This window comes from Micromonospora sp. NPDC048839 (assembly GCF_040649915.1).
GTDB lineage: Bacteria > Actinomycetota > Actinomycetes > Mycobacteriales > Micromonosporaceae > Micromonospora.
The window spans coordinates 1-2500 of the sequence record NZ_JBEZGL010000045.1 but is presented as its reverse complement, the minus strand read 5'-3'; the positions used below and the strand labels follow the sequence as shown (position 1 = coordinate 2500).

General features: G+C 52.5%; 2 rRNA genes (1 of these 2 cut by a window edge). Both read left to right on the top strand.

The annotated features are described in order from the left end of the window. Nucleotides 1-2086, top strand: a 23S ribosomal RNA gene (locus AB0C25_RS36420); it begins 779 nt to the left of the window's first position. A 142-nt stretch (nucleotides 2087-2228) separates the two neighbouring features. Further along, nucleotides 2229-2344, top strand: a 5S ribosomal RNA gene (gene rrf / locus AB0C25_RS36415). Nucleotides 2345-2500 lie beyond the last annotated feature (156 nt).

Sequence of the window (2500 nt, the reverse complement as noted above, 5' to 3'; positions counted from 1 at the left end):
GGAGATAGCTGGTTCTCCTCGAAAGCTATTTAGGTAGCGCCTCGGACGAATACTACTGGGGGTAGAGCACTGTTATGGCTAGGGGGTCATTGCGACTTACCAAACCATGGCAAACTCCGAATACCAGTACGTACTATCCGGGAGACACACGGCGGGTGCTAACGTCCGTCGTGAAAAGGGAAACAACCCAGACCCACAGCTAAGGTCCCAAATTCATCGCTAAGTGGTGAACGATGTGGAAAGGCACAGACAGCCAGGAGGTTGGCTTAGAAGCAGCCACCCTTTAAAGAAAGCGTAATAGCTCACTGGTCGAGTCGGTCTGCGCGGAAGATTTAACGGGGCTAAGCGATGAACCGAAGCTTGGGGTGCATACTTTGTATGCGCGGTAGAGGAGCGTTCCGTAAGCCGATGAAGGTGGATTGAGAAGTCTGCTGGAGGTATCGGAAGTGCGAATGCTGACATGAGTAACGATAATGCGGGTGAAAAACCCGCACGCCGAAAGCCCAAGGTTTCCTTGCGCAACGTTAATCGGGGCAGGGTGAGTCGACCCCTAAGGCGAGGCAGAAATGCGTAGTCGATGGGAAACGGGTTAATATTCCTGCACCTCGCGTAAGTGCGATGGAGGGACGGAGAAGGTTAGGCAGGCCAGGCGTTGGTTGTCCTGGTGAGAGAGTTGAGGCGGTCCCCTTAGGCAAATCCGGGGGGGCAACGTTGAGACTAAGGACCGGCCCATTAGGGCTAGGCTGCTGATATCACGCTTCCAGGAAAAGCTCCTAAGCTTCAGCTTACGCAGACCGTACCGTAAACCGACACAGGTGGTCAGGTAGAGAATACTAAGGCGCTTGAGAGAACTCGGGTGAAGGAACTAGGCAAAATGGTGCCGTAACTTCGGGAGAAGGTGCGCCCTCCATGGTTAATAGCTAAGGGGGGCCGCAGTGACCAGGCCGCTGCGACTGTTTATTAAAAACACAGCACTGTGCAAACACGAAAGTGGACGTATACGGTGTGACGCCTGCCCGGTGCTGGAAGGTTAATTGATGGGGTTATCCGTAAGGAGAAGCTCTTGATCGAAGCCCCAGTAAACGGCGGCCGTAACTATAACGGTCCTAAGGTAGCGAAATTCCTTGTCGGGTAAGTTCCGACCTGCACGAATGGCGTAATGATGGCCAGGCTGTCTCCACCCGAGACTCAGTGAAATTGAAATCGCTGTGAAGATGCAGTGTACCCGCGGCAAGACGGAAAGACCCCGTGAACCTTTACTATAGCTTGACACTGAACATTGAGCCTTGATGTGTAGGATAGGTGGGAGGCTTTGAAGCGTGGACGCCAGTCTGCGTGGAGCCAACCTTGAAATACCACCCTTTAATGTTTGATGTTCTAACGTTGCCCCGTTATCCGGGGTGCGGACAGTGTCTGGTGGGTAGTTTGACTGGGGCGGTCTCCTCCCAAAGAGTAACGGAGGAGCACGAAGGTTGGCTAAGCATGGTCGGACATCATGCGGTTAGTGCAAAGGCATAAGCCAGCTTGACTGCGAGAGTGACGGCTCGAGCAGGTACGAAAGTAGGTCTTAGTGATCCGGTGGTTCTGAATGGAAGGGCCATCGCTCAACGGATAAAAGGTACTCCGGGGATAACAGGCTGATACCGCCCAAGAGTTCATATCGACGGCGGTGTTTGGCACCTCGATGTCGGCTCATCACATCCTGGGGCTGTAGTCGGTCCCAAGGGTATGGCTGTTCGCCATTTAAAGTGGTACGCGAGCTGGGTTCAGAACGTCGTGAGACAGTTCGGTCCCTATCTGCCGTGGGCGTTGGAAGATTGAAAGGGGCTGCTCCTAGTACGAGAGGACCGGAGTGGACGAACCTCTGGTGTTCGGGTTGTCATGCCAATGGCATTGCCCGGTAGCTAAGTGCGGAAAAGATAACCGCTGAAAGCATCTAAGCGGGAAACTTGCCTTGAGATGAGTCTTCCCTGACCCTTTAAGGGTCCTAAAGGAACGTTTAAGACTAAGACGTTGATAGGTTGGGTGTGTAAGCGTAGCGATACGTTGAGCTAACCAATACTAATGAACCGTGAGGCTTAACCTGACAACACCGAAGGTGTTTTAGAGAGACGAGATAGTTTTCGAATGTGAGTGAGAAGCCGAAAGGTGACGGACACAGCAGCTTGTTCAAGATTGATGTTCTGGTTTAGCGAAGAAAAGCGCTGAACGGGAACGAACCGAATTTGTCTGGCGGCAATAGCGCGGTGGTCCCACCTGACCCCATGCCGAACTCAGCAGTGAAACGCCGTAGCGCCGATGGTAGTGTGGGGTCTCCCCATGTGAGAGTAGGGAACTGCCAGACATTAAATTAGTGAGAAAGCCACCCATTGGGTGGCTTTTTTGCGTTTGGGGAAATAAAAATGATGCTGTTTACGGTGGTTGAGCCGTTCGGTATGCTTCGCTTTGTTTACACTCTGCCCGCTATTTTTATGGTTGAAAGAGGAAGAGACTCAAAAGC